The following is a 21,503-nucleotide window of genomic DNA, read 5'->3' as shown; positions in this document are numbered from 1 at the left end:
ACGCCGGACACGCTCGCCCAAAAGTAGAACGGCGGCCCCGTGGCCGCCGTTCCATGGATCAGAGATAATCCAGTAGCGAGACTTGCCTCAACTGGCTGACGACCTGGGCCGATGCCTGCAAGGCGACCTGCGCGAGTTCGAGATCGGTGATCGCCTTTGCCATGTCCGCATCGGTCTTATCGGACAGCATAATCTCCAGCGTGTCGGACTTTACCGAGTTGGAGGTGATGATGTCCTCCACACGCTTCTGATAGATGCCGTTGAGGCCCTGCTCATTGATGACGTTCTTTGCCGCGCCTTCGAAGCGCTGCATCAGCGTGGTCAGGGCGGTGTTCATCGCTCCGTCGATCGGGCCTTTGAGCGGGGTGGTGCCGTCCATCGCTTTCAGGTCGCTGAAAATCTGGAACAGTTCGCTTCCCAATTCACTGGCCAGGAAGCCGGTGTCCATCACCACATTGTCGTCCAGACGGCTGGCCTGACGCAGATAGCCATTGGCGAAGGCGTCATCGACCGTGGCCACAGCCCCCAGTTCGTCCAGATTCGCGACCGCCGAGGGCTTTGTGTTGGAAATGCCGCCAGAGAACAGGAACTGGCCCTGATGTTCGGTGTTGAGCGCGTCCGAGATGGTCTGGAATTGAATTTTCAATTCCTCCATCAGACCGTCCATCCGGCCCGAGGCAATCGCGTTGGCAATGGCTAGACGCGATGCTGTCGCGGCATCGGCGATCTGACCCATGGCGAGATCCTGAGCGCTCAGGCGGTCAGCCACGGCCTTGTTGGTGTCGATGTGCGACATCACCCGCATCTGGGTGGATTTCAGCGCATTGACCGTCGCGGCCTCGCGTCCAAAGCCAACCAGATCAGTGGCATTCTTGCCGGTGGAGAAACGGTTCTGGGCCTCACTGGTCCGCTTCTGGGCCGTCATCAGGTTCAGAAGGGCGGACTGGTTATTGCCGTAAGTCGTGACGCGGCTCATCGGACCATCCCAATCAGAGTGTCATACATTTCGGACGCAGCCTGGATCAGGCGTGCCGAGGCGTTGAAGGCTTGCTGGAATGTGGTCATGAGGACCAGTTCCTCTTCCAGATTTACGCCTTCGAAGGAGTCGCGACGGGCCGAGGCGGTCGAATACAGCGCGCTGGCACCGCTGGCGGCGCTTTCGCGGAGATTTGCTTTGGCACCGATGGAGCCAGCCATGTCGGAGGCGAAACGGCTCAGCGTCGACATTGCACCGGACACGCCACCAGCCGTACCGAACTTGGTGGTCACACTGCCTGCCTGTGACAGCAGACGTGCGCCTGAACCGTCCGCTGCGCTAATCGCAGGGGTGCCCGCCGGAACGCCGAGGTTCAACTGGCTGAGGGCCAGCTTCGTCGGATCGGACTGGATGTCAGCGCGAACCGACAACACACCGGTGCGTGCGCCGCGCGCACCGCCCAGACCGAACAGTTGGCTCATGGAAACGCCAGAAGGGCTCTGCGCGGTGCGGTCGTTAAGGACCGACAACTGCGCCGGAGGCGTCCCGCGTCCCGTAAAGATCATCTCGCCGGTCGAGCTGAGGCTGAAGGTGCCATGACGGGCCACGCCGGTGATCGGATCGTTCAACGCCGTCAGCAGGTCTGACATGGACCCACCCGCAGGCACGGTGAACTCGATGTCGCGGATTTTTACCCCGTCGGCATTGGCAAAACGGAACGTCAGTTGCTGTCCTGCCGGGAAGCCGTGCGCCGAGGCCGTGGTCATTCCGGTCTCGTAGGAGATCGGCGCCGTGCTCGACACCAGATCATTCAGACCGAAGTAGTGAGAAAAGCCCTTGCCCGTTTTATTGCTGGGTGTGGTCGAATCATCGGCAATGGCAATCCCGTTGCCGCCTGAGGCTTCCAGTTTCAGCGCCCCGCTAGCAAAGCTGGCGTTCACGCCCGGCAACTGGGCGTTCAGCACGGTCACGAACGTCGCCGGTGTCGCCGCCATACCATTGATAGAGATGGACGCGCCATTGAACACAATCGTCGCCGTGTTCTGGACGACGCCATTTGGGTTGAGCAGCGCGATATTGGTTTGGCCGGTAAATCCGTTCAGCGCCGTTTCAAGGGTCTGACCGGTGTTGCGGCCCTGCATTACCGACGGTGCGGGCACCGACGATGAGGCGTTGTGCGCACGGTTCAACTCGTCAGCCAGCTTGGACGTCAGTTCTGCCAGCTGTTCGGCGGCCTGCGGCGCATCGATATCGCGTAGCTGCACAAGTCCCTTGAGTTCGCCGCTGACCAGACCTTCGGTCAGGGAGCGCGCCGACCCACTGGGTTCGTGGACGACGATGTCGCCGAAGTTGGTTTGGGCGCTGATCGCCCCCGCGCGCTGATACTCCAGCGTCGCCGGCTCGTTGCCGACCAGCAGCAAGCCCGCGCCAGTACGAACCTCGGTCGCGCCGTTATTCTGCGGCGACAGGCGGATATCCATATAGGAGGATAGTTGGTCGATCAGTTGGGCCTGTGCGTTCTGGGCCCCCGTTGCATCGGCACCTGTCACGGTGGCGCGGGTAATCTCGCGGTTCAGCTTGCTGATCTGGTCCAGCAGGCCATTGATCGAGTCGACAGAGCTTTTGATCTTGCCGTCGGCGTCCTCGCGCACAGCCTGTATTTGGCCGGCGATATCCGCTGCTTGCTCGAACAGCGACTGCGACTTCCAGATCGCTGTCTGGCGCGCAGCGGCCGAGCTGGGCATTTCTGCCGACGCCGCAAATGCCGCAAAGACGCTGTCGATGCCGCTAAAGAAGCTGCTGTCGCCGCCCGGATCGCCGAACAACGACTGGATACGGTCGAACAGTTCGTAGCGCACAGTCTCGCGGGCCGCGTCCGCAGAGGTGCTGAGGGTCGAAGCTTGCAGGAAGCGGTCGGTCGCCAGACGCACGCGGGCAATATCGACGCCGGTCCCCATGCCCTGCGTCGTCAGCGACTGCTGGTCGGCAATCTTGCGCACATATCCAGGCGTGTTGATGTTGGTGACGTTGTCCGACACCACACGCAACTGGCTCTGGGCCGTGTTCATGCCAGAAGTCGCGATGTTCATAATCAAGCCAAGCGACATCAGCGGCCTCCTTTACCGGCAAAACCCGGCAAGCCTTGCACGCAGCCGCGCAATTCTTGCCCGGTTGTTGCGTGAGCGAAATCGCCCAAAATATTGAATTCATTAGACATTGGCATTCAGCCCCTGTTCTCTCGAGGAGCTACGGCGCAATTGACGGGCCAGTTTGATCCTAGTGTCCGCTCTCACCATTAGTGCCTGCCGACCTCGGCAAAAAAGATCAGGCACGGCAAGTTCGGTTGGGGCCACAAAGGGCCTATCCACAAGACTTCAACCTTCTGTTTTCCAGAAAAATCAGCAACTTGAGCCAAGTGGCACGATATGGCCCGCCGCTTGCGACGTTGGTCCCGAATGTTCCGGCGCAGAAGACGCCACTCCACTCCAACATCGCGCTGGGCAATGTCCGCATCTGCACTCCTGTCTGTCATGACTGGCGTCGTTCCTAACGGAGCGGCGACTTCGGCTGCGACCGACACCGGCGCATCGCTGGACGCCTCTGTAGGGGGCGAGTTCGCCTCCCTGCTCGATCAGACCGGCATGGAGATGGAAAAGGTCGAAACTGACGAAGTTTCCGATACTTCCGAGGACGTCGTGAACCCGATGGCCATGCTGCCTGTCATGGCACTTGCGCCCTCACCCAATCAGATGGTCATCGACCTGCCCCTGACCGAAGATGCAGCGAGCGCGCTCCTGGCACCCTCGACAGAGGCTGCGTCCGAGACCGTTATTGCAGAGCCTGCCGCTAAGGCCTCGGCCGCTGAGTTCGCGCCTGTCGCAACCGATACCCAGGCGGCAGAAGCTGCCGGGGACGCGCGGGTCGCTTCGGACAACGCAGCCCAGACAAATGGGTCTGCTCCAAACGCTGCGGCACCGGATGCCATCGAGAGCGCAGCGCCGGCCGAAGTACCTGTTGCAGAAGACCTGGCTCCGGCATCAGATCGCCCCGACCTGCCCTCGCAGACCGCTCAGACGGAACTGGCTCCGAAGGCCACGCGTGGCACACCCGAACCGGCACCCCGCGCCGAACTCGCGCAACTCGCCCTTCAAGACGACGGTTTGGAGACTGCTCCCGCCGAAGAGATCGCGGTCGAGACAGCTGTTGCTGCAGCAGAACGCGTTGCCGCACGCGCGGCTGCGGATGCTGCCCCTCCGGTCGCTGTTCTTCCCGCAGAGCCCGTGCGCAAATACACCGCTGGCTCACGCCTGACGGTGGATACTATCGAAGACGCGCCCATCGAGGCGGCTCCGACCGGCGAAGTCGAGCCCAAGGTTTCAGCCGAAAACGCTGATGCGCCGGCAGCCGAAGCCAAGGACGCGGGTGGCAAGCTTGCCGTGACCGCCGCCGCAGGGTTCGCCACCGCAGAGCCCGAGGTTGTCGACGCTGCCCCGCAACGGTCCGAGCAAATTGAGGCCGCGAGCCAGCAGACCGTCGAGCCCAAGGGCACCCACCTTTCGCACGCCACCATCCGCACGACGGCAGAGCTGGCCGCAGCCATGATCACCCGCCTCGGCCATCGCACGACGCGCTTTGACATGGTCCTGACGCCCGAAACGCTGGGCAATGTGGAAGTGTCCATCGAGGTCGGCAATGACGGCCAGATGTCAGCAAGGCTGGCTTTTGAAAACCCGCAAGCCGCCAACGAACTGCGCGCCCGTGCCGATGAACTGCGCCGCCAACTGGCCGACGCAGGTTTCGACGTTTCCGAGAAATCCCTCGAGTTCACCGACCGCGAGAGCGATCCGCGCGGTGGCTTCAACCAATTCATGTCCGACAGCCGTTCGGGTCGCCGCGCCTTTGTGGGTGCCGCCCGTCTGGCCGAACTGGCCGACACCCCCGTCGCGCCCGTCTGGACACCGCTTAACCACGCCCGCACGGGTGTGGACATGAAGGTCTGACCCGATGGTAGACGCCGTATCAACAGTCGCCGCCGCTGACAGCAAGATTAACGCTGGCAGCGTCAAGCTGTTCGACAATTTCGAAACCTTCCTGACCCTGTTGACCGCACAGCTGCGCAATCAGGATCCGCTGTCGCCTCTAGATTCCAACGAGTTCACCGCCCAGCTGACCCAGATGGCAGGCGTCGAGCAGCAACTGCTGACCAACGACCTGCTCAAGGGCATGATCGCGGCCCAAAACGGAAACGCCCTGTCCAACGCTGCCGCCTATATCGGCAAGGATGCTACGGCGATCTGGAACACCTCGCGCCTCGAAGACGGCAAGGCTAGCTGGTCCTACGAATTGGCCCAGAACGCCTCCAGCGTTTCGCTCGAAGTGCTCGACGCCAACGGCAAGGTCGTCTGGCGTGGCGACGGTGCCAAGACCGGCGGCGTTCATGACCTGAACTGGGACGGCAAAACCACCGGCGGCGGCCAACTGGATGACGGCGGCGTCTATTCGCTGCGGGTCACGGCCAAGGATGCTGCCGGGGTAGCCATCGGCGCCCAGACCCTGATCCGTGGGCGGGTTTCGTCCGTCGAAATGTACAACGGCGTCCCCTACGTCACCATCGGCAACTCCATCATGCCGCTGGAAAACCTGATTTCACTCGAGGAGCGGGCAGCGAGCACAGCGCCGTCGCCTGCCGATGCCGAAGAAGACGATCCGTCCCTGCTCGGCACCCTCGCCAATGCCCTCAACCCTCTTTCGTATTTGTCCTAAGGAAACCCGATCATGAGCATCAATGGCGCCATGTTGGCCGGGGTCTCCGGTCTGGCCTCGAACGCCGCGGCCTTGTCCTCGATCTCGCAGAACATCTCCAACGTGAATACCGTTGGCTACAAGCGTGTGGCCACCGAGTTCTCCACCGTCGTAAACACCCAGTCGGCTGGCGTGTCCTATTCGGCCGGTGGCGTTAAGGCGAACACCCGCCAGTTCATCAGCCAGGGCGGTCAGCTTCAGCGCACGACCTCGTCTACCGATCTCGCCATCGGCGGTGACGGCTTCTTCGTGGTGACGGAAAAGTCGGAAAACCTGACCCCGTCGGACGTGCGCCTGTTCACCCGCGCCGGTGCGTTCACCGTGGACAAGCTGGGCTATCTACAGAACACGTCGGGCTTCTACCTGCAGGGTTGGCCGATTGACGCCGAAGGCAATGCCAACATCGACCCGTCGGACATGAACCGTCTGACCTCGATCAACGTCGGCAAGGTCGGCGGTGCAGCGGAGCCCACGACCCGCGTCAGCCTGAACGCCAACCTCAAGTCGTCGACCGTTCCGCATGCGGACATCGCGACCTATGCGCCGGGTTCGATGTCCGAATATGCGCTGGATCCGACCACCGGCATCAAGCCGGACTTCGAGATCACTGTGCCGGTCTCGGATTCCAAGGGTGGTCAACGCAACATCACTGTGGCCTTCCTAAAGAGCGAAACCGCCAACACCTGGTACGCTGAAATCCGCGCCCCTGATGGCACGGCCGACGGCGGCGGTACGCCAGCAAACCTGCTGAAGTCGGGCATGGTTCTGTTCACCCAGGACGGACGTTACGACATCGACGGCATGCGTGCCCTGGGTGCGGATGCCCTGTTTGATCCGGATAACCCCGTGCTGGACCTGGCTGCCTCGGGCGGCGGCGCGCCGAAGTGGGCCGATGATCTGGGCGTTGCGGCGCAATCCATCGCATTCGACCTTAACGCCTCGGCAGGTGGGCTGACGCAGTACGATAGCACCAGCTTCGTTCAAGCGACCTACACCAACGGTACGGCCTTCGGTAACCTGACGGACATCCAGATCGACTCCAGCGGCTATGTCACCGCCGTGTTCGACAACGGTGTGATGCGCCGGATTGCACAGGTTGCACTTGCGACCTTCCCCTCGACCAACAACCTGACCGAAGTGTCGGGCAACGCCTACCGCGTGAGCCAGGCTTCGGGCACGTTCAACCTGAAAGCCCCGGGTACCGGCGGTGCAGGCTTGATCGGTGCGTCGCAGCTGGAGGCCTCCACCGTCGACCTGTCGACCGAGTTCACCAACCTGATCACCACGCAGCGCGCCTACTCGGCATCGTCGAAAATTATCACGACCGCGGACGAGATGCTGGCCGAACTCATCAACATTAAGCGGTGATTACAGCCGCGCTTAACCCGGTAACCCCGCATTAGTATTCGTAAACTCGAGGTTTCTGCGGCCGAAGCTTGGCCGCAGAATTAACCTCGATATTAGCCATTCCTTCACCACGACGCTTAAACTGGCCTTAGCGGGGGCTGGCTTAAAAGAGCGGTTCTGAGTGGTGATGGTGGTGAAAGAGGCATTAGCCCATGCTGCAAGAGCGACGCCTAAATAGTAACGGCGAACAATATGTGGTCGGCCCTACGGGGACGCCGCTGACGCTACGCGATCTGCCCCCGGCAGATACCAATCGTTGGGTCATCCGTCGCAAGGCGGAAGTGGTCGCGGCTGTGCGTGGTGGATTGATTGGTCTGGAAGACGCCCTTGCGCGCTACCGTTTGACCGCTGAAGAGTTCGCGGCCTGGCAACAGGCAATCGACAAGTGGGGTATGCAAGGCCTGCGTACGACCCGCATCCAGAGCTATCGCGACTGACCTTTCGGTCAATCCGGACAAGAGGGCCGTCTCCTTTCGGGGAGCGGCCCTTTTTCATTTCTTGCACGATGTGTCCTGCATGGCCTCGAAATCGTGCGGGTTAACGCCTACATGGCGCCCATGACCATGACCGACGACCTCACCTGCCCCATTCCCGATATCGCCCCAATGTCGCCTGCCGACATGGAAGCTGCGATCGAGAGCGTGCGACAGGCCGTCGGCCTTCCCCTTGGCGCGCGCGTGGTCGCTGCCATGTCGGGCGGTGTGGACTCCACCGTTGTCGCTGCCCTGCTGCACAAGGCAGGCTATGACGTCGTGGGCGTTACCCTCCAGCTTTACGACCACGGCGAGGCTCTGAAGAAAAAGGGAGCCTGCTGTGCCGGTCAGGATATTCACGACGCACGTCTGGCCGCCGACACTATCGGCATCCCCCATTACGTCCTCGACTACGAGAACCGTTTCAAAGATGCGGTGATCGACCAGTTTGCTGACTCCTACCTCAAGGGTCAGACGCCGGTCCCGTGCATTCGCTGCAACCAGACTGTCAAGTTCCGCGACCTGTTGGACGTGGCCAAGGATCTGGGTGCCGAAGCCATGGCCACCGGCCACTATGTGCGCCGCGCCATCGCCGGTAACCGCGCCCAGATGCGCAAGGCTATCGACCATTCGCGTGACCAGTCCTACTTCCTGTTCGCGACCACTCAGGATCAACTGGACTATCTGCGCTTCCCGCTCGCTGATCTGGAAAAGCCGCAGGTGCGCGGTGTCGCCGCCTCGCTGGGCCTGCGTATCGCCGCCAAGCCGGACAGTCAGGACATCTGCTTTGTGCCGACGGGTGACTATCGCACCCTGATCGACCGTTTGCGCCCGCAAGGCCGCGAGGCAGGCGATATCGTTCATATGGATGGCCGCGTCCTGGGCAAGCACAACGGCATCACCGACTACACCATCGGTCAGCGCCGCGGCCTGAATGTCGCCGTAGGCGAGCCGCTGTTCGTGATCAAGCTGAACCCTGAACTGCGTCAGGTCATCGTCGGCCCGCGCGAAGCCCTGCTGACGGCCAGCCTGACGCTGGAAGAAATGAACTGGCTCGGTGATCAGGCGAGCGTCGAGGAGGCCGCGCAGGATGGTGCTCCCGTCCTCGCCCGCGTCCGCTCGACCCGTCAGCCCTCGCCTGCCCGTCTGTCACTCGTGGATGGCGTGGTGAAGGTCGTATTCGACGAAGGCGAAGAAGGGGTCGCCCCCGGACAGGCTTGCGTCCTGTATGATCCCGCCGACGACGAGCGTGTGTTGGGCGGCGGTTTCATCCAAGCGACCGAAGCTGTGGCCCTGACAGAAACTGCGGCCTGATTCCTCATCGACAAATAAGAAAGGGCGGCTCCGAAATGAAGCCGCCCTTTTTTTCTATTCCGTAGTGCTCGCGAAGCCGACGACCTTGTTCCGGCCTTCATGTTTGGCCTGGTAAAGCGCTTCGTCAGCCGCCTTCAACAGCCGGTGCCCTTCACGATCCATGCCTTCGCGCCATTCGGCCACGCCAAACGACATGGTGATCCGGCCTAACGACGTGCCGCGCAGTTCGGGCTCTACGCCGCGAACAGCTTCGCGCACGTGCTCGACGCGGCGCAGGAGGTCTTCCTGTGACGTGCCCGGCGCGATGATCGTGAACTCCTCGCCGCCGTAGCGGCACACGATGTCACCGTCACGGAACTGCTCCATCAGCGCCTTAGCGACCTGCTGAAGAACAGCATCGCCCGCATCGTGGCCGTGCTCGTCGTTAAACCGCTTGAAGTGGTCAACGTCGCACATCACCACGCACAGCGGCGTGGCGGCACGGCTGGCGCGAGCGATTTCCAGCGTCAGCGCCTCTTCCATGTAGCGTCGGTTGAACAGCCCCGTCAGCGGATCGCGGATGGTCTGCTCCTTGAGGTCTTTCTGCAGGCGGCGGTTTACAATAGCCGAGGCGATATTCTCGGTCAGCATGCTAACGCGGAAGCGCTGTTCCTCATTAAGCGAGATATCCAGATAGAGCACGCCGATCACGTCACCCGACGCCAGCAGTGGCTCGCAATGATAGACCTCGTGCGCCTCCGGAACATGTTCGCAGCGAATGTCCTTGCCCGTGCCGCTGACCCAGTGGCTTTGCCCGCGACGCAGGGCCCAGCAGGTCTCGGGTGCAAAGCTGTCGACCATGTGCGACGAGCCGCCCCAATTCGAGACCGGCACCAGCGTGTTGCGCGAGTTGTTGAAGGAATAGAGTACCCCGGGAACCTCCGGCAGAACGCGGGGCACAAAAATGCTGATGACCTCGGCCAGTTCGGCATCCGAGCGGGTCGCCTGCATACGGTGCGACATCGCCGCCAACAGTTCGATGACGTCGTTCCGGTCTTTCAGTGCGGTCGATGAGGCGACCACGTCCTGGTGCATCTTCTGCAGGACTTCGTTGTTGAGCTTACGCTCGTCGGACACAGCTGCCAGCCGGTCGACCATGGTGTTATAGCCCGCCGCCAGCTTCAGGAACTCGCGCGATCCCATATCGCCCTCGATGCGGTCCCCGAAATCACCGGCCCCCAGACGGTCCATCGCTCCGCTCAGCACCCCGATGGGCTTACGGATGCGCTGGATGATCATCATCGAAATCAGTGCGGACAGCAGGGCAATCAGCGGACCGGCAATCAGTGCCAGTGTGCGAAGGCCCTCAAGGCGGCGCTCGGCGGCGGCGACGCGTTCGGCCTGAAGCGTGCGTTCGGCGGAGATGAACTTTTCGGCGGCCATTTCCAGGGCTACCATCGTGTCATAGCCACGCCCCTCAACGATGCGTGCACGCGCGCTGTCGAACTCTGACTGCCGCGCCAACTCCAGCGGTGTCCGCATCAGTTCGATACGCTCTTCCAACAACAAGCCTAATGCGCGCATGCGGTCATGCTGCTGCGAATTGTCTTTGGTCAGCTCATAAAGCTGGCCGTAGGCTCCCCGCGCTTCTTCGATTTCTCGGTCAAACGCCTGCGCGAAGCCGGGATTGTGCGTGAGAATATATCCGCGTTGCCCTGACTCAGCGCTGCGTACGGAGTCCATCAACTCGTTCGTACTGCGCAGCACCTGCGAGGAATGCATCACCCAATGGAAGCTTTCCTGCGTCTGGCGCGAGGCGTCGACCATGCCCGCGACGAGCAATAGGATCGATACCACAACCACCACGCCCAACGCGGCGATTCTGGAGGTCAAGGACTTGAACATACAGGGCGCACTTTCGGGAGAATGCCAACAACAGGTCGGCACACGATACGCACGACCGGAATAAAAATACTTAAAGGCCGCGGTGCGCGGGGAACCGGCCCGACTGTCATGCCTTGCGATTGGGGCACAACCAAGAAAAGCAGGCCATAGAATGCGCAATCTGGATTTCAGCTCGTGGGAGAGCATCGCCAGCACCATACTGGGTCTGGCGCTGATCACCCTGATCGGGATGGGCATTCGCCTGTTGATGATGTTCACCATCCAGCAGAGGCGCGAACGCCAGAACCGCCAGATCAACGAGCGTCTCAAAACCCTGATTGCGGCCTATAAGGTTCTGGGTGCCGCTTTTACTGGCGACCTGTCGGTCGATCCCCGACATTTGCGGGACATCCGGCGCTCGGCTGCGGAAGCGGGTGAGACCTTCGAAGACACTAATGAACGCGCCCGCCGGGTCCGCGACACGGTCGAAGCCGCTCTGGCCGACATCATCCTGTTAGGCACCGAGGAGCAGGTAAAGCTGGCTCAGGCGGCTGCGCTGGACATGGTGGAAGGACGCGTCGTGCACACGGCAGAACTGGTGGTCTCGCTGCGTGACTTCATTCGCAAGGCGCTGGATCTGGCACCGATCCCCGCCAGTCTGGCGATCCCGCCGCAAGGTCCGGCACGTCCCGCCGCGTCCGGAGGAAAACCCGGAGCCCGCGGAGGCGAGGCCGGTGGCGGGCGTGGTGGCGGCGGTGGTGGCGGCGGCGGCATGGGCGGAGGCATGGGCATGGGACTCGGCATGGGCGCTGGCGCGGGTGTAGGCGCAGCCGGAGCCACAGCCCTCGATAACGAGACCAGCTAACCCCTTAGCAAAGCTGCGCGTGTCTTAAGAATAACTGCGGTTATAAGGGGCGTGTGGCTTGCTACCCACCGGTACCAACCGAGGGGATGAGTATGGACCGCACCACCACCGACAGGCCTGAAAACGATAGCCAGTGGGCCGATCTGATTTCGCCCGCCCGGCGCAGTCTGTTGCTGGGAGCGGGTGCGGCGGGTGCCGCCACTCTGGCGACCGCTGCCCCCTCACAAGCCAGCGTCAAACATCTCGCTGCGGCAGGCGCTTACGATCCCCACGTTCCGCCCCCTGCTGTCGGGCAATCGCCGTGGGGAGACACCGTCAACGAAGCCACTCCGGCTCCGGCGTCGCTTCGTCCCGGCGAACAGACGCTGCCTGAAAAGCCCCAGCCTTTCACACGCATCACCAGCTACCATGCCCATATCTATTTCGACGAGGACAACCACTATAAGGCGGAGCGCCTGCGTCAGTGGGTGATCGAGCGTTTCCATGTAGAATTGGGCAATTGGAATCTGGAGCCGCGCGGCCCCCACGTGACGCCGTCTTTCTACTTCGGATTTACCAACGACCTGCTGGCCGTAATCGTGCCGTGGCTACAGTTGAACAGCCTCGGCCTCACCATCCTGCTGCATCCGAACACCGACGATCCCCGCGCCGACCATCTGGACTATGCCATGTGGATCAATCGCACCCAGCCGGTGAACGCCTATCGGATGGCGAGCCATGTGGGGCCGGAAGAGGTTGAGAAAATCCTGCCCAACACCAACCCCAGCATCGTTCCCGAGCGCGGCTGAATCGGCAACGCTAAAAAGGTGGCGCGGCTCAAGCCGCGTCGTCTTCGGCCATCATATCGCCAACCGTCGGGCGGTTCTGTGCAAACGTCAGTTCGATCTCGCGCGGGCGGACGATTTCATTGCAGCAGCCGCAGGCAATGCGGGGCTCCAGCTTATGGCCGCAGGTCTTGTGCTCCAGCAAGACGCCGGAGGGCTGGTCGTGATAGACGTGCTTTTCGCCCCACGCATGCAGCGTGATCAGGACGCCGTACAAATCCTTGCCCTTGGGCGTCAGGACGTACTCGTTGCGCGGAGGGCGCTCTGAATAGAGGCGCTGTTCCAGCACGCCGTGCTGCACCAGCATCTTCAGACGCGAAGCCAGAACGTTGCGGGCAACGCCTAGGCGTTCCTGCCACTGTTCGAACCGCGTCACGCCATTGAAGGCGTCGCGGATGACCAGCATCGTCCACGGATCACCGATGACTTCGAGCGCACCGGCGACCGAACAGCTTTGGCGAGAATAGTCGGCTGTGCGTCCCATGAGGCTAAAGTGACGTGGCGGCAGGCTTTTGACAAGGGTTGCCAACTGCAACGGACCCAGTAAGTTGTTTTTTGCAACTTTGTTAGACCTCCAGCCCTCCCCGGCCCGATGACCGATACCCAGACCCAAGCCCCCCAGCGCACCTTTGATATAGCGATGCAGATGCAGTCGGAGGGGCCAAACCGGCGCGTGACCGTGCATCACGAATTCTCCAACGCACCCAACAGCATCCCGGCCGAAAAGGGCTTCCCGTTCGGGGGATTGCTGGCGGCCATGTGCGCCAAAACCATGACCGAGGGATTGGAGATAGACGCGCCGCTGCAATCGCTGACGGTTCAGTATCTGGCCGCCGCAAAGTTCGGCGAAGAACTGGTGTTCGAACCGCGTCTGCTGCGCAAAGGCCGTCAGGTGTCCTACGCCAACCTGATCGCAGGCGAGGGCGAACGCCTGACCCATGCCGCCAGCGCAACCTATGGTGTCGACGGCGACTGCCCCACACCCGTCCATGAAAAGCACCGGGTACCGGTGGATGTGAACAGCCTCACCGAGTCAGAGCACATGCGCGGCCCGTTCACGCCCCGCTTTGCCAGCCAGATCGAATACCGCTTTCAGGACGGGCCCAACATCTTTGGCGGCAACAAAGACCGCGCCCGGCGTGAAGGAACGTGGATGCGGTTCCGCGACGGGAAGCCGCTGGATGTCTATCGCCTTTGCTATCTGATGGACGCTCTTTATCCGCCCGCATCGACCGCCTTCCAGCATCCGGTTCTGATGACCACCGTCGATCTTCGTTACGACTTCATCGCGCCGCCCACCGCGCAGAACACGCCGGATGGCTGGGCCTATGTCGAGTTCGAACTGATCGATTTCGACCGCGACTGGACTGTGGACGACGTCACCGTATGGGGTGTGGATGGCACCGTACTTGGCATCGGACGCCAGCGCCGTCGGGTTCTGAACAGAAAATAGTGTTCAGCCGCCACCTTGCATTGCGCGAACATACGCCCCTAATCAGCCACCAACGCTGAAATCCTTTCCGGATGCTGTAAAATCATGACCGCTTCTACCGATCCCGTCGTCATCTGCTCCTACGCCCGCACGCCGATGGGCGGCTTTCAGGGCGCTCTGTCGAGCGTGAAATCCACCGCTCTGGGCAGCGCCGCCGTCAAGGCTGCGGTCGAGCGCGCCGGCGTTGCTCCGGAAAAGATCGAGCAAATCTTTATGGGCTGCGTTCTCCCCGCCGGTCTGGGTCAGGCCCCTGCCCGTCAGGCGGCTCTGGGTGCCGGTCTGCCGCTGGGCGTTGAAGCCACCACCTTGAACAAGATGTGTGGCTCGGGCCTTCAGGCTGCGGTTATGGCGCACGACGCCCTGCTTGCCGGCTCGGCCAGCGTCATCGTTGCGGGCGGCATGGAGTCGATGACCCAGGCCCCGTACCTGATGAACAAGCACCGCGCAGGTGCCCGCATCGGCCACGACACGATCATCGATTCCATGATGATGGACGGTCTCGAAGATGCCTATGAAGGCAAGGCCATGGGTGTGTTCGCCGAAGGTGCCGCCGAGAAGTACGGCTTCACCCGCGAAGACATGGACGCCTACGCCATCGAAAGCCTGAACCGCGCCAAAGAAGCCATCGCTTCGGGTGCGTTCAAGAACGAGATTGTTCCGGTAGAGATCGAAACCCGCAAGGGCACCGTCACCGTCTCGGAAGATGAACAACCGGGCAAGGCCGATCCGGCCAAAATCCCGACCCTGCGTCCTGCCTTCATCAAGGATGGCCGCATCACCGCCGCCAACGCCTCGTCGATCTCTGACGGCGCTGCCGCTCTGGTGATGGCCCGCGAAAGCACTGCCAAGGCACTAGGCTTGAAGATCGTCGCCCGTGTCGTTTCGCACTCGGCCCACGCCCATGAGCCGGGCCTGTTCACCACCGCCCCGGTTCCGGCGATGCAGAAGACGCTGCAAAAGGCTGGCTGGTCGGTCGAAGACGTCGATCTGTGGGAAGTGAACGAAGCCTTCGCCGTGGTCGCCATGATCGCCCAAAAGGAACTCGGCATCGATCGCGCCAAGCTGAACGTCAACGGCGGTGCCACCGCTCTGGGTCACCCGATCGGTGCCTCGGGTGCTCGCATCATGGCCACCCTGTTGGCCGCACTGGAAGCTCGCGGTCTGAAGCGCGGCGTCGCATCGCTGTGCATCGGCGGTGGCGAAGCCGTCTCGATGGCGGTGGAACTGGCCTAACTTAACAGCGTTTAGATAGCATGGATTTACAGGATAAGGCCTTAACCATGCGAAATCTTGCCCTTGCCTCCATGGCGGCGCTGGCATTGACCGCCTGTGCGACGGCTCCCGTCGTGGCACAGGCACCTGCCACCGGTCAGGTCGCCGAAAACCCTGCCGATCAGCTCAAGGCGTTTCCGGCCGCGACCGCAAGCCAGAAGCGCCACGTCCTTATCGTTCCCCCTGTCGCGAACGAGGACGAGTTGAAGGTTGAACTGTTGATCGGCAAGACGCAGCAGGTCGACTGCAACCACCACATGCTGGCTGGAGAGATCGAAACCCGCACAGCCGAGGGCTGGGGCTATGACTATTACGTCGTGCCGCGCCTTGGCCCGGGTGCATCGACTTTGATGGGCTGCCCGGCCAACTCGACGCGCGAAGCGTTTGTCACCATCCCGCAGCAGACGCTGGTTCGCTACAACTCGCGCCTCCCCGTGGTGATCTACACGCCGGAAGACGCGGAAATACGCTACCGCATCTGGCGTGCGGGCGAGGTACGCGGACTGAACTGAGACTGAGTACCTTCGATTACCCGGAGGTTCGGACGTCCCGAAGGGCGCAGGGGTTCATCCTTTGCGCCTTTTTTCATGAGGCGGGTCAGGTGGGACATACCGATACCGAGGACAATCATCGCGACCTCCTATTGCGAATGATTTGCAAGATCATTCGGATCGCGATGATTCCTCAAGCGGCTTTTGTCACCTGCACGAAAGCGTGATCAGCGAGGATCGACCGACTGGCCGATCTGTTCGGCGAGGGCACCGTCAGCGCCATCGGTTGTAATCAGCCACACGTGGATATCTGCAGGCTGGGCATCATCGCGGCGGAAAAGGTGCTCGACGGCGCGCCTTACGCCCCCGTCGCTCAGGATGATGGAGGTACGGCCAGCAACGGTCGCCTGCTCTCCGTCATAAATCGGATAGTCGGATTGGGGGCCTGCATAGATCATCAGCAGCGGCTTTTCCGCGCGGCTGACCGAATAGATTTTGGCGCGAGGACCTGCGGGTCGCTCGACGATCTGGGCACCGCGCAGATCAATCCGGAACGGCAGGGTCGAAATGGCCTCGGCGTTCAGAGGGATCACACGCACAGGCGGCGGCGCAGCAGACACTTCAGCTGCAGGAGCTGCGGGAGCTGTGGTCGCCGGTGCCGCGACGGGAGCCGGTGTTTGCGCAGGAGCCTGAGCCGGAGTGGAAGATCGCGCCGGTGCCGGAGCAGCTTGTCCGGCGGGTGCAGGTTGCGCGGCCGGTGCGACGGCCGGTCGCGATTGCGGGCTCGTCGTGGCAGCCCCCGTCGGGCTTGCCGGACGCGAGTTTAATGAGCGTGTCAGTTCCTGTGCGCTCTGCGCTACAGCAGGCACAGCGGCCACCAAAGCAGCCAGTGCGACGCTCGCAGCGAGGGGGAGATGGTTTGCCTGTTTCATGACCTCAACATCTAACGATGTGAGGCCCCTCGGCAAGTGCCGACTTAGTACGCCTCGGGCAGCTCCACCCAGAAGGACGCGCCCTCGCCTGCCTCGGAATCCACACCCATCTGGCCGTTCTGCAATTCGACCAGTCGCTTGGAGAGCGCCAGCCCGATGCCATGGCCCTCAATGGCTGAACGCTCCAGCCCCAGACGGTTGAAGGGTTCGAACAACTGGGCCTTTTTCTCCGGCGTCAAACCAGGACCGCCGTCCTGTACAATCAGCCGCACATGGCCGTTGGCACTTCGCGCAGCGGCAAATCGCACGAACCCACCTGCCCGACCATATTTCACGGCATTGCTGCCAAGGTTGGACAGGATCTGGGCCAGTCGCTGTGAATCTGCCATGACCCTGAGGCCGGGTTCTACGTCCGCGACTTCCAGCGTGATGCCAGCGGCTTCCGGCATCAGGCTCAAGGTCTTGCTCACGTCGGCAAGGGCTCCGGCCACGTCGGTGGGACGCGCTTCGATGCGCACGGCACCGGACTCTGCCTGCGATACATCCAGAAGATCATGGGACAGTGCCTCGATCTGACGCCCCGTCCGAACCATCATTTCGGCCATGTCTTTCTGCGCAGGCGTGACTTCGCCCAGATGACCGGATGCCCACATTTCAGCGATGCCGATGATACCGCCTACGGGGCTTTTGATTTCGTGGGCGACGTTGGCCAACAGACGCGATTTGGCAGCAGACGCCATCTCGGCCTTCTGGCGACCAAGGCGCGCGCGAACCGCAAGTCCGTCCCGCTCATCCAGCAATGCAGCCACGATCAACGCAGGGGCATAACCAAACAGGATCATCACCTGAACCATGCCCAAAGCCCGGTCGACGCTGAGGTTATAGTAGGGACCATATCCCGCCATCGTCCCCTTGATGGCGATGATACTGATGATCAGTAGTCCCAAGGCCGTCCCCGCCACGCGGAACCGGACCGCGATGACAATCATGGCGGGCAGCAGCAGGAAGACCAACATCACCTGCGTCGGGCCAAAGACCAGAATGGCACCCGCAATCAGGATGCCGAAAGCCAGCACAGCCTCGATGACACGTCGCACGGGATGGGCGAACAACAGGATGGAGCGCTGGAAGGCCAGACCCGTCGCCAACACCACCAAAAGGCCTATCCCCCGACCGAGGAACCACATCCGGACCCCGCCGAAATACCCGTCCGACGCCCCGTGATTCAGAACAACTCCGCACAGGAGCGCCGAGGGCAGCACCGCGCAGAACGCAGTGACCAGGAGCTTCACCTGACCGTTCACACTGTGCACGTCCAGCTTGGGGAAAATGTGCCGCAAGATCATGAGGCAAAGCACGATCTCGAGCAGGTTCAATGCCACGAAGACGATTGCGCGATGCGGCGGATTACCGAGGATCAGCTCTCCGGCCATAAGTGCCATGAAGACCAGCGCGCCGAAGGCCAAATCATAACGCACGCCCCGACCGGCCTTCAGCCACGTCAGAACGGCGACACCACTTGTGACCCAAAGGGTCGAGATGACGCCCGGCCCCGCCGCCATGAAGCGCACGGAAATAACAACGAGCAGGCAAAGGGCACCGACCGTGCCGACCAGAGCGAACGGTCGGCGGAAGAAGGTCAGGTTGGCGGGTGCATGCCGATCATGCAGGCGGGCCAATCCCGCACCGGTCGCCAGGCGCGCGCGAGCTGCCGCTACATAGTCGGCAAGCGACGTCCGCCGAGCCTGATATTGCTCGCCCCTCAAAGCCATATTCCCCCGTCCTGCACCTAGCGGGCAGCGTATCGACTACCGACCTTAGGTAGTGGGCCTTTAACAGGGTCTGAAGCTAAGCTTTTAGAAGGCGGTCGCCAAGGATTCGCAGAACGCTTTTATTGCAACGACTTCGCCTTCCGGATGATTCCAGACCCCGCCACTGACGGCGATGAAGTCTGCACCGGCGCGAGCTACCTCCGCAGCCGTCTCGACGGTGATACCTCCAATGGCGACGCAAGGCGTTTCCATCGTCTCCTGCCAGATGGTCAGGATTTCCAGTTCAGGGCGATGCGTTGTTTCCTTGGTATCGGTCGGGAAGAAGGCACCGAAGGCCACGTAGTCAGCGCTGGCCTCCGAAGCTTCCATCGCCAGATGCCGACTGTCGTGGCAGGTCGCGCCGATCATGCCGTTTTCCCCCAGCATACGGCGGGCGTCGGCGACCGAAGCGTCCTCCTGCCCCACATGCACACCGTCGCAGCCCGTGGCGCGGGCAAGGTCGGGACGGTCGTTGAGCAGCACCGGTACCCCATGCGCATGGCATACAGGCTTCAGCTTGGCGACGGCCTCGCGGATTTGGTCATCACTCGCCGGCTTCAGACGGATCTGCACGCACGCGACCTCGCCCGCGCCCAGCGCTGCGTCCAGACGCGCGGCAAAGGCGTCCAGATCGTCAATCGAAGACGGCGTGATGAGGTAGAGCTGACAAGCAGGACGAAGCGGGACTTGAGGTTCACGGGCCATGCCAAAGGCCCTGCCCTCATGTGGCGCTTACGTCAACATATCCGGACCTTGGTCGCAGGCTATTGAGAATGATTTGCACAGTTATAAAATCATGATATGGAGAGTCATTCTCAGCAACTGACAAGGGCCCTACGCCTTGTACGTCTGTAACTGTAATGGCATCCGCGCCCGCGACGTCCACTTTGCCATCGAGGCCGGTGCCAAGCGTCCGAAGGACATTTTCGCCTCTCAGGGCTGCAAGGCCCAGTGCGCGAAATGCGTCTGCGAAATGCGCGAGATGATTCACGAATCCGAGCACGCCTACGCCATGGCGGCCGAATAACTTCCCGCATGCATATGCGAGTGACGCTCGCATTATCAATGTGGTGAAAGTAACTCGCAAATAAACATTTGCTGTGTTTTGGTGTTATTCTGCTTCTTGAACAGGCAGAGATGACACCACGGATTGAACTGTGGTCGCCGGTATCTGCATAAGACAGAAGGCATGACCATGAAGGGCGATCCCGCAATCATCCGCACTCTTAATGCGGTGCTGACCAACGAACTGACCGCGGTGAACCAGTACTTCCTGCACGCCCGCATGTTCGAAAGCTGGGGCCTGACCCACCTCGGCGACATCATCTACAAAGAATCGATCGGCGAGATGAAACACGCCGACCTGCTCATCAAGCGGGTCCTGTTCCTCGACGGTTTGCCCAACCTGCAAGACCTGCACAAACTCAAGGTCGGCGAAGAGCCGATTGAGTGCCTGCAAGCCGATCTGCAGCTCGAGATCAACAGCCGCGCCGCAACCCGCGACGCGCTGACCGAATGCGAAGCGGCCCGCGACTACGTCAGCCGCGAAATCCTGCAGCAGATCCTGACCGACACCGAGCACCACATCGACTTCCTCGAAAACCAGCTCAAGCTGGTCGAACTGATGGGTGCGCAGAACTATCTGCAGTCGGCCATGAAAGAGATCGTCGGCGAGGGTCACTGACCCTTTTTGACGCTTATGGCGAACAAGTGTTCGGGCGGCAGGGAACATCCCTGCCGCCCTTTCATTTGGGCTGGATGGAAGATTTTGAAGACCTGATCGATACCGCCCGCGACAAGGCCGACGAGTTCCTGAACCTCGGAAACCGCGATGTGAGCCACGTGCTGACAGGGGCCTTGCTGACCGCAGGGTTCGCCTTGGCTGTGACTGTACTGGCCCGCGAGATTGCGCCGGAGCAGACGACCAAATCCTTTGGCCGCCGCGTCAAAAACGAGGTGAAGGCCGGTAACTGGCTGATGCCTGCGGTGTTCTCGGCCAATTCCCTGTCGGCGATACGGGTATGGAACTCGCCCGCCAAAAAGGGCCGGACCAGTGCGCTCGGCCTCTGGGCGCTGGCACAAACGGCCAATGCCTGGTGGTTGGCGGCCAGGCCACGCGACCGCTGGACCCAGATCGGTGCCGCCATGGTTTCCGCAGGTCTGGCAGCCGCCTTTGCCTATGAGGCCCGCAAGTTGCGCGGGGTAAACGCCGAGATCGATCCGGTTTCCGCCGCCACAAACTTGGTGAAATAACGCATATCTCTAGGGGGACAGGGGCCGATCCCATTGCCCTTTCGTCCCCTTTACTCTACGGCTCGCGACGATTTGGAGCGCCCCGATCGGTTGGCGCCCGCCTGCCCATCAACGAGCCCCGAACGGTTCCTCATGAAAATCAACGCCAACACCATCAAGCCGGGTATGGTCCTGCAGCACAACGCTGGTCTGTGGGTCGTCACCAAGGTCAACCACGTCAAGCCCGGCAAGGGCGGCGCTTTCGCCAACGTGGAAGCCAAGAACCTCGAGACCGGCAACAAGCTGGCTGAACGCTTCCGCTCGGAAGACAAGGTCGAGCGCGTCACGCTGGAACAGAAGGACTTCTCCTACCTGTTCGACAACGGCGAGAGCCTGGTCTTCATGGACGACGCCACCTACGAGCAGATCGAACTGCAAAAAGACTGGGTCGGCGACGAGCGTATCCCGTACCTGCAAGAAGGTATGAAGGTGATCATCGAGATGCACGAAGAGCGTCCGATTGGTCTGGAACTGCCCGACCAAGTGGTTCTGGAAGTCGCCGAAACCGAGCCGACCGTTAAGGGCCAGACCGCTTCGTCGTCGTACAAGCCCGCCAAGGCTTCGAACGGCGTTCGCATCATGATCCCACCTTACATGGGCGTGGGTGAAAAAATCGTCGTGGACACCTCCACGGGCGAATACGTTCGCCGCGCGGACTAAAATTCGCCGATTTCTACCTGCAAAGGTG

General features: G+C 61.6%; 21 protein-coding genes. 14 read left to right on the top strand and 7 right to left on the bottom strand.

Annotation, left to right across the window (positions count from 1 at the left end; all coding sequences use genetic code 11):
* Positions 1 to 58: 58 nt before the first annotated feature.
* Together LOX95_RS08135 and flgK are read right to left on the bottom strand one after the other, a co-directional pair.
* Positions 59 to 976, bottom strand: a complete 918-nt coding sequence (locus tag LOX95_RS08135) for a flagellin (protein ID WP_242913970.1) — start codon at positions 974 to 976, stop codon at positions 59 to 61.
* On the bottom strand, positions 973 to 3,084 hold the full coding sequence (gene flgK / locus LOX95_RS08130; protein WP_242913969.1) for a flagellar hook-associated protein FlgK: 2,112 nt from the start codon (positions 3,082 to 3,084) through the stop codon (positions 973 to 975). The genes LOX95_RS08135 and flgK overlap by 4 nt, the downstream gene beginning before the upstream one ends.
* A gap of 423 nt (positions 3,085 to 3,507) precedes the next feature.
* Between flgK and LOX95_RS08125 the strand changes: the two genes are divergently transcribed.
* The 5 genes from LOX95_RS08125 (at position 3,508) to mnmA (ending at position 8,973) form a co-directional block, all read left to right on the top strand.
* A complete protein-coding gene (locus LOX95_RS08125) occupies positions 3,508 to 4,977 on the top strand; it encodes a flagellar hook-length control protein FliK (protein WP_242913968.1) in 1,470 nt (489 codons plus the stop codon).
* Positions 4,978 to 4,981: 4 nt separating this feature from the next.
* A complete protein-coding gene (locus LOX95_RS08120) occupies positions 4,982 to 5,740 on the top strand; it encodes a flagellar hook assembly protein FlgD (protein ID WP_242913967.1) in 759 nt (252 codons plus the stop codon).
* 12 nt (positions 5,741 to 5,752) lie between these two features.
* A complete protein-coding gene (locus tag LOX95_RS08115; protein ID WP_242913966.1) occupies positions 5,753 to 7,147 on the top strand; it encodes a flagellar hook protein FlgE in 1,395 nt (464 codons plus the stop codon).
* A gap of 191 nt (positions 7,148 to 7,338) precedes the next feature.
* Positions 7,339 to 7,623, top strand: a complete 285-nt coding sequence (gene sciP, locus LOX95_RS08110; RefSeq protein ID WP_242913965.1) for a CtrA inhibitor SciP — start codon at positions 7,339 to 7,341, stop codon at positions 7,621 to 7,623.
* 111 nt (positions 7,624 to 7,734) lie between these two features.
* The gene (gene mnmA / locus LOX95_RS08105) at positions 7,735 to 8,973 is read left to right on the top strand and encodes a tRNA 2-thiouridine(34) synthase MnmA (protein WP_242913964.1); all 1,239 of its coding nucleotides are present in this window, start codon (positions 7,735 to 7,737) and stop codon (positions 8,971 to 8,973) included.
* A gap of 54 nt (positions 8,974 to 9,027) precedes the next feature.
* On the opposite strand, the gene LOX95_RS08100 is transcribed toward mnmA, so the two are convergent.
* A complete protein-coding gene (locus tag LOX95_RS08100; protein WP_242913963.1) occupies positions 9,028 to 10,857 on the bottom strand; it encodes a diguanylate cyclase in 1,830 nt (609 codons plus the stop codon).
* Positions 10,858 to 11,008: 151 nt separating this feature from the next.
* Between LOX95_RS08100 and LOX95_RS08095 the strand changes: the two genes are divergently transcribed.
* Together LOX95_RS08095 and LOX95_RS08090 are read left to right on the top strand one after the other, a co-directional pair.
* On the top strand, positions 11,009 to 11,701 hold the full coding sequence (locus tag LOX95_RS08095; RefSeq protein ID WP_242913962.1) for a hypothetical protein: 693 nt from the start codon (positions 11,009 to 11,011) through the stop codon (positions 11,699 to 11,701).
* A 92-nt stretch (positions 11,702 to 11,793) separates the two neighbouring features.
* Positions 11,794 to 12,489 (top strand): DOPA 4,5-dioxygenase family protein, encoded by a 696-nt coding sequence (locus LOX95_RS08090; protein ID WP_242913961.1) that lies wholly within the window; start codon positions 11,794 to 11,796, stop codon positions 12,487 to 12,489.
* Positions 12,490 to 12,517: 28 nt separating this feature from the next.
* On the opposite strand, the gene LOX95_RS08085 is transcribed toward LOX95_RS08090, so the two are convergent.
* A complete protein-coding gene (locus LOX95_RS08085) occupies positions 12,518 to 13,009 on the bottom strand; it encodes a winged helix-turn-helix transcriptional regulator (RefSeq protein WP_242913960.1) in 492 nt (163 codons plus the stop codon).
* A 108-nt stretch (positions 13,010 to 13,117) separates the two neighbouring features.
* On the opposite strand from LOX95_RS08085, the gene LOX95_RS08080 reads away from it, so the two are divergent.
* The 3 genes from LOX95_RS08080 (at position 13,118) to eco (ending at position 15,801) form a co-directional block, all read left to right on the top strand.
* The gene (locus LOX95_RS08080; protein ID WP_242913959.1) at positions 13,118 to 13,978 is read left to right on the top strand and encodes an acyl-CoA thioesterase; all 861 of its coding nucleotides are present in this window, start codon (positions 13,118 to 13,120) and stop codon (positions 13,976 to 13,978) included.
* An 84-nt stretch (positions 13,979 to 14,062) separates the two neighbouring features.
* Positions 14,063 to 15,250: a thiolase family protein gene (locus tag LOX95_RS08075; RefSeq protein WP_242913958.1), complete on the top strand. Its 1,188-nt coding sequence runs from the start codon at positions 14,063 to 14,065 to the stop codon at positions 15,248 to 15,250.
* A gap of 47 nt (positions 15,251 to 15,297) precedes the next feature.
* Entirely contained in the window at positions 15,298 to 15,801 is a 504-nt protein-coding gene (eco, locus tag LOX95_RS08070) for a serine protease inhibitor ecotin (protein WP_242913957.1), read from the top strand.
* Positions 15,802 to 16,007: 206 nt separating this feature from the next.
* On the opposite strand, the gene LOX95_RS08065 is transcribed toward eco, so the two are convergent.
* The 3 genes from LOX95_RS08065 to thiE form a co-directional block, all read right to left on the bottom strand.
* Positions 16,008 to 16,712, bottom strand: coding sequence for a hypothetical protein (locus tag LOX95_RS08065; RefSeq protein ID WP_242913956.1), 705 nt, complete (start codon positions 16,710 to 16,712; stop codon positions 16,008 to 16,010).
* Positions 16,713 to 16,756: 44 nt separating this feature from the next.
* Entirely contained in the window at positions 16,757 to 18,484 is a 1,728-nt protein-coding gene (locus LOX95_RS08060; RefSeq protein ID WP_242913955.1) for an ATP-binding protein, read from the bottom strand.
* 84 nt (positions 18,485 to 18,568) lie between these two features.
* Positions 18,569 to 19,228, bottom strand: coding sequence for a thiamine phosphate synthase (gene thiE / locus LOX95_RS08055; protein ID WP_242913954.1), 660 nt, complete (start codon positions 19,226 to 19,228; stop codon positions 18,569 to 18,571).
* A 136-nt stretch (positions 19,229 to 19,364) separates the two neighbouring features.
* Between thiE and LOX95_RS08050 the strand changes: the two genes are divergently transcribed.
* The 4 genes from LOX95_RS08050 (at position 19,365) to efp (ending at position 21,475) form a co-directional block, all read left to right on the top strand.
* The gene (locus LOX95_RS08050) at positions 19,365 to 19,550 is read left to right on the top strand and encodes a (2Fe-2S)-binding protein (RefSeq protein ID WP_242913953.1); all 186 of its coding nucleotides are present in this window, start codon (positions 19,365 to 19,367) and stop codon (positions 19,548 to 19,550) included.
* A 168-nt stretch (positions 19,551 to 19,718) separates the two neighbouring features.
* On the top strand, positions 19,719 to 20,207 hold the full coding sequence (bfr, locus tag LOX95_RS08045) for a bacterioferritin (protein WP_242913952.1): 489 nt from the start codon (positions 19,719 to 19,721) through the stop codon (positions 20,205 to 20,207).
* 74 nt (positions 20,208 to 20,281) lie between these two features.
* On the top strand, positions 20,282 to 20,776 hold the full coding sequence (locus tag LOX95_RS08040; RefSeq protein ID WP_242913951.1) for a TspO protein: 495 nt from the start codon (positions 20,282 to 20,284) through the stop codon (positions 20,774 to 20,776).
* A 132-nt stretch (positions 20,777 to 20,908) separates the two neighbouring features.
* Positions 20,909 to 21,475, top strand: coding sequence for an elongation factor P (gene efp, locus LOX95_RS08035; protein ID WP_242913950.1), 567 nt, complete (start codon positions 20,909 to 20,911; stop codon positions 21,473 to 21,475).
* Positions 21,476 to 21,503 lie beyond the last annotated feature (28 nt).

It is taken from the genome of Brevundimonas pishanensis, assembly GCF_022750635.1.
In the GTDB taxonomy this organism is placed as follows: domain Bacteria; phylum Pseudomonadota; class Alphaproteobacteria; order Caulobacterales; family Caulobacteraceae; genus Brevundimonas; species Brevundimonas pishanensis.
The sequence above is the reverse complement of the archived record's forward strand: the minus strand, read 5'-3'. Positions and strand labels throughout refer to the sequence as shown.

Bases quoted from the DNA above. Each gene is read 5' to 3' on its own strand.
- LOX95_RS08120 (WP_242913967.1), top strand. From the start codon at position 4,982: ATGGTAGACGCCGTATCAACAGTCGCCGCCGCTGACAGCAAGATTAAC.
- LOX95_RS08060 (WP_242913955.1), bottom strand. From the start codon at position 18,484: ATGGCTTTGAGGGGCGAGCAATATCAGGCTCGGCGGACGTCGCTTGCC.
- LOX95_RS08065 (WP_242913956.1), bottom strand. From the start codon at position 16,712: ATGAAACAGGCAAACCATCTCCCCCTCGCTGCGAGCGTCGCACTGGCT.
- bfr (WP_242913952.1), top strand. From the start codon at position 19,719: ATGAAGGGCGATCCCGCAATCATCCGCACTCTTAATGCGGTGCTGACC.
- thiE (WP_242913954.1), bottom strand. From the start codon at position 19,228: ATGGCCCGTGAACCTCAAGTCCCGCTTCGTCCTGCTTGTCAGCTCTAC.
- mnmA (WP_242913964.1), top strand. From the start codon at position 7,735: ATGGCGCCCATGACCATGACCGACGACCTCACCTGCCCCATTCCCGAT.
- LOX95_RS08135 (WP_242913970.1), bottom strand. From the start codon at position 976: ATGAGCCGCGTCACGACTTACGGCAATAACCAGTCCGCCCTTCTGAAC.
- LOX95_RS08100 (WP_242913963.1), bottom strand. From the start codon at position 10,857: ATGTTCAAGTCCTTGACCTCCAGAATCGCCGCGTTGGGCGTGGTGGTT.
- LOX95_RS08040 (WP_242913951.1), top strand. From the start codon at position 20,282: ATGGAAGATTTTGAAGACCTGATCGATACCGCCCGCGACAAGGCCGAC.
- flgK (WP_242913969.1), bottom strand. From the start codon at position 3,084: ATGTCGCTTGGCTTGATTATGAACATCGCGACTTCTGGCATGAACACG.
- LOX95_RS08075 (WP_242913958.1), top strand. From the start codon at position 14,063: ATGACCGCTTCTACCGATCCCGTCGTCATCTGCTCCTACGCCCGCACG.
- LOX95_RS08085 (WP_242913960.1), bottom strand. From the start codon at position 13,009: ATGGGACGCACAGCCGACTATTCTCGCCAAAGCTGTTCGGTCGCCGGT.
- LOX95_RS08125 (WP_242913968.1), top strand. From the start codon at position 3,508: ATGACTGGCGTCGTTCCTAACGGAGCGGCGACTTCGGCTGCGACCGAC.
- eco (WP_242913957.1), top strand. From the start codon at position 15,298: ATGCGAAATCTTGCCCTTGCCTCCATGGCGGCGCTGGCATTGACCGCC.
- sciP (WP_242913965.1), top strand. From the start codon at position 7,339: ATGCTGCAAGAGCGACGCCTAAATAGTAACGGCGAACAATATGTGGTC.
- LOX95_RS08090 (WP_242913961.1), top strand. From the start codon at position 11,794: ATGGACCGCACCACCACCGACAGGCCTGAAAACGATAGCCAGTGGGCC.
- LOX95_RS08080 (WP_242913959.1), top strand. From the start codon at position 13,118: ATGACCGATACCCAGACCCAAGCCCCCCAGCGCACCTTTGATATAGCG.
- LOX95_RS08095 (WP_242913962.1), top strand. From the start codon at position 11,009: ATGCGCAATCTGGATTTCAGCTCGTGGGAGAGCATCGCCAGCACCATA.
- efp (WP_242913950.1), top strand. From the start codon at position 20,909: ATGAAAATCAACGCCAACACCATCAAGCCGGGTATGGTCCTGCAGCAC.
- LOX95_RS08115 (WP_242913966.1), top strand. From the start codon at position 5,753: ATGAGCATCAATGGCGCCATGTTGGCCGGGGTCTCCGGTCTGGCCTCG.